Source organism: Komagataeibacter europaeus LMG 18890, from assembly GCF_000285295.1.
Lineage (GTDB): Bacteria > Pseudomonadota > Alphaproteobacteria > Acetobacterales > Acetobacteraceae > Komagataeibacter > Komagataeibacter europaeus.
Map to the genome: position 1 here is coordinate 1 of NZ_CADP01000167.1, position 4,312 is coordinate 4,312.

At 52.9% G+C, this 4,312-nt stretch carries 4 protein-coding genes and 1 pseudogene; 2 read left to right on the top strand and 3 right to left on the bottom strand.

Going from position 1 to position 4,312, the window contains the following annotated elements; genetic code table 11:
- Both GEU01_RS27115 and GEU01_RS19685 read right to left on the bottom strand, forming a co-directional pair.
- On the bottom strand, window positions 1–278 hold a 278-nt coding region (locus GEU01_RS27115), incomplete at its 3' end, for a ParB N-terminal domain-containing protein (protein WP_232272639.1).
- A 165-nt stretch (window positions 279–443) separates the two neighbouring features.
- A complete protein-coding gene (locus GEU01_RS19685) occupies window positions 444–1,646 on the bottom strand; it encodes an AAA family ATPase (RefSeq protein ID WP_019087420.1) in 1,203 nt (400 codons plus the stop codon).
- Window positions 1,647–1,890: 244 nt separating this feature from the next.
- On the opposite strand from GEU01_RS19685, the gene GEU01_RS25085 reads away from it, so the two are divergent.
- Window positions 1,891–2,645 (top strand): IS5 family transposase gene (locus GEU01_RS25085; RefSeq protein WP_085949338.1). Its coding sequence is split into 2 segments (ribosomal slippage): window positions 1,891–2,230 and window positions 2,230–2,645, totalling 756 coding nucleotides; the frame shifts between segments, so codons are not numbered across the junction.
- Here the strand turns inward: GEU01_RS25085 and GEU01_RS19700 are convergent.
- A pseudogene (locus GEU01_RS19700) lies at window positions 2,634–3,395 on the bottom strand (DDE-type integrase/transposase/recombinase); the annotation flags it as partial. The gene GEU01_RS25085 and the pseudogene GEU01_RS19700 overlap by 12 nt on opposite strands.
- 77 nt (window positions 3,396–3,472) lie before the next feature.
- On the opposite strand from GEU01_RS19700, the gene GEU01_RS19705 reads away from it, so the two are divergent.
- The coding region (locus GEU01_RS19705) for an IS110 family RNA-guided transposase (RefSeq protein WP_019086757.1) at window positions 3,473–4,312 on the top strand (840 nt) is incomplete at its 3' end.

The window sequence follows — 4,312 nt, forward strand, 5'->3', positions numbered from 1 at the left end:
TCTTGGCGTCCCTGCGCACGAATGCTTTCGATAAGTTCGCGACAGTTTTCATAAGACAACGCGGCGTAATCACGATTATGACCCTCCCACATTTTGCATCGTGCAGGGTCAATAAACTCGTGAGTACGAGTAACAACTTTACCGCTAGCAACTTCTGCTAATCGGTTAGTACGATCATTAATGATTGACCGATTTGGACGAGACTGGCCTTGTCTACCGGTTACGCCTGAAATTGCAGCTGTTAAGCCGTCCGCAAAAGCCCTGTTTTTCCCCGACATTTATCCCTCCTTTTTCACATTACTCGACCTGCAAAAAGTTCGAATAATGCTTTGAAAATGCGTGCTTCGCTTCTCGCTCCGCCACCAATCCAAAATTGCAACGTTGCAATTTTCAGAAATTGACGATTTGCGAGAGTTCAATGAACCGCCATCTCCAAGAAAAAATTACACCAGTCCTTCCTTGCGAAGCCGCTCCTGATGACTAGGCCACATTCCCCGAATATCTGTTTCAAGCTCCTTACACACTGCGTTCAGATAGGTAAGGCAGCGATCACGAACCGACTTGCTTGTGATCGCTCCTTGCTGTTCGTACACAGTCATGAGTCGAGCTGTGGCATTGTCGATTTCAGCAGAATTTTTCAGAGGGGCTCTAACTAGATGATGGCCGAAAATAGCCTGCATCAACTTGATAAGTTCCTTGTGAATCGATTTGTTCTCTTCAACCCGAGAAGCCACGAATTTGAGAAACTCTAGAGAAGGAGCCCTGTCAAACTGCGCTAGCGTCCGCAATGTCTCCTCCAGCATCGACAGGAAGGCCGTCGTTGACGAAAAGTCCATAATTGTCGGGGGCACCGGAACGACCAATGCATTTGCTGCCCTCAGCACAGAAAGCGAGATTGCTCCCAAGGCAGGAGGAGGATCCATAATTATAACGTCAAAATTTGGCGCTATAGACGCCAGCCCTACCGACAACCGATCCACAAGCCCAGGCTCGCCCTGAGCCATCCGCGCGGCGATTTCATACTCAGATTGAAACAGCCGCAGATTAGACGGTATCAGATATAGACCATCGAAATGCGTAGGTTTGAGCGCGTAGCTCAGTGACGAACGTTCATCGTGCCGCAAAAACGGATAAAGCGTCTCATCATCAGTAAGGTCTAAATCTGGCACGTAACCAAAGAGCGTTGTTGCTGACGCTTGGCTATCACAATCGATCAGCGCCACGCGATAGCCTTGGATCGCGAGATATTGCGCAAGGTGAACAGCAACCGTTGATTTCCCGACACCGCCTTTAAAGTTTTGAACAGCTATGATTGCCGGCGGGTCGCCTGGATCACGCCACGGACGCGTGCCAAAGATCCCGCGCATGTCGTTGACCTGTTCAAGCGTATATCCCACACGCCTGTTATTGGCTCCCCGTTCAGGTTTGGGTAGACGACCATCCTTTTCTGCGTCGCGTATGGCTGCGGGCGTCCGGCCTACGAGTTCTGCAGCCTGGCCAATCTGAAATGTCGGTTCTCGTCGCTCGCCGGCTCGCGCGGCAACAGCGCTTTCCCTCAAATTTTCCAGAACTGCCGCGGCTTTATCCGCCAGCCCTTCAACCATTTGGAGACTCGTATATCCGGCTTGCTCGAGATCAGCTGTCATAAATCTTTCTTTCGATAAACGTCCGGTGCGCACCAACTTTCGATTTCAAATGGATAATGTCTATCTTTTCGAAAGTCGAGACTTAACTCGATAGCCATTCCCTTTTTTTAATGCCGGCAAAGCGCGACGATCATGTGCCGGATTAGGGCGTGTCGTCAGTTAAGCCCTGAGTGTGGCAGGTGAGGATTGTACTTTGTGTCTGCGTGTGCTGACTGTTTTCCCGTTTTTTGGGGGAGACAGACAGATGCGGCGCTATAGTTTACGTGATGACCAGTGGGAGCGGATAAAGGACCTTCTTCCCGGTCGAGAAGGCTATGTCGGTGGCACTCCGGTGGACAACCGTCTGTTCGTGGAGGCGGTGCTGTATCGCTATCGCGCGGGTATTCCATGGCGCGACCTTCCTGCCCGTTTCGGGGACTGGAAAAACGTGCACCGGCGTCTGCGCCGCTGGTGTGAAAGCGGCGTCATCGAACGGATATTTCGTTATCTGGCCGCTGATCACGACAACGAATACATGATGATCGACAGCACAATTGTCCGGGCGCATCAGCATAGTGCCGGAGCTCTCAAAAAAGGGGCACGGATCAGGCCATCGGACGATCACGAGGCGGGCTGACTACAAAGATCCATGCCATCTGCGACGCTCTGGGCAATCCGGTGGAACGTGGCATCACACCGGGACAGGATGCCGATATCATCCAGGCAGAACCACTTCTGGAAAACATCGACCCGGATGCTTTCCTTGCTGACAAGGCGTATGACGCGGACAGGTTGATCGATCGTCTGATACAGCGCGGGATTACCCCGGTCATCCCGCCAAAACGCAACAGAACGACACGACGGAAAACCGATTTTTCTCTCTACCGCGAACGGAACCTTGTTGAGAGGTTCTTCAATAAACTCAAGCAGTTTCGCGCTATCGCAACCCGCTACGATAAACTGAAATCGACCTTCCTCGCAGCCGTGCAGTTCGCCTCAATCATCATCCTACTTAACTGACGACACGCCGTAGCTGTCAGGTTGTGAGACGTCATTGGCGTATTCGAGGATTTCATCGACCTGTTTCATGATGTCACAGTTGGCTGGTTTGATGTAGTCGGCATTACGGGACGCGGGATGTTTTTCAAGCCACGACGTGATGCATTGGGCGGGAGTTATGCCGCCCAGAACACGCTGCCGGCGATGATTGTAAGCGAAACAGAATCCTCTGAGCAGAATTTCCAGATCCTTATGGCTTGAGACACAGACCGGCAACACCTCTGTGGCGACACGGCCATTGAAGCGTTCGACCATTCCATTGGTCTGAGGGGAGTAAGCTTTGGTCCGGCGTCGGTCGATTCCCATGTCATGACAGGCTTTTTCGAAGGCATCCGCCGTAAAACAGGAACCACGATCGGTCAGAATATGGGTGATCCGGAAAGGAAAGGCGGTTTTGACAGCTTTGAGGAAATCGACGGAATTATCGGCATTTTCCGCGTCATAGACGGCCAGATGTACCGAACGGGAGCATCTATCAATGGCGACATATAGGAAACGTTTCCGCCGTTCTCCATCTGCCGTCTGCAATTTGGGCAGATGTTTCACATCAATATGGACATAACCGGGATCGTAATCCCGGAATGTTCCCTGTCCCCGAAGTGGTCCGGTCTTTGGAGCAGGAGGCAGCCTGTTCAATCCGGCATCTTTCAGAATACGCCAGATGTTGTCCCGGTTCAGATGCGGCAGGAAATGCCGCACGACAAAGGTCAAGATGGGGTGGACGGCCTCCATGCGGCATCAATGTGCCATGCTGGGGTCGGAATGACCATTCAGAGGAGACCGCCCGGATGAAAATTACCATGATCGGCCTGGATATCGCCAAGTCCGTTTTTCAGGCGCACGGCACAGATGCAAATGGAAAATGTCTTCTCAAGCGAAAGCTCGGGCGCAGTGAGGTTGCCTCATTCTTCGGGAAACTCGAGCGGTGTCAGGTCGTGCTCGAAGCTTGCGGCACATCGCATCATTGGGCGCGCGTCATCCGCGATGCGGGTCATGACGTGAAACTTATTCCGCCGGACATGGTCAAGCCGTTCGTCAAACGTGGCAAGAAAAACGACGCTGTTGACGCCGCAGCCATTTGTCTTGCGGCACTCCATCCCGACACGCGCTTCGTCCCGATCAAAAACGAAGAACAGCAAAGCCTGCTCTCGTTACACTCAACGCGCACACTATTGGTCAAACAGCAGACGATGCTGGTCAATGCGTTGCGCGCGCTTGCAGCGGAATTCGGCTTGATCGTGCCGTTGGGAAACAGTCGCCTGCCCGATCTTCTGGCGAAAATCGAGACATCACCCGATTTGCCCGACGTCATGAAGCAGACCGTCATTTTGCTCTTCGAACAATACGGAAAGTTGAGTGAAAGCATCGGATGCCTGGAAAGGCGAATCCAGGCGCACGCCAGGCAGGACGAAGATGCCCGTCGTCTTTTGACAATACCCGGCATCGGCCCGATGACCGCGTCCTTGATCGTGGCATCTGTCACGGATATCGACACTTTCGAAAGTGCGCGGCACTTCGCGGCCTGGCTTGGACTTGTGCCGCGGCAGCACTCGTCCGGCGGAAAGGTCCGGCTGGGCAGGATTACGAAAACGGGCAACCGGGAAATAAGGAAGCTGCTCGTTCTGGGG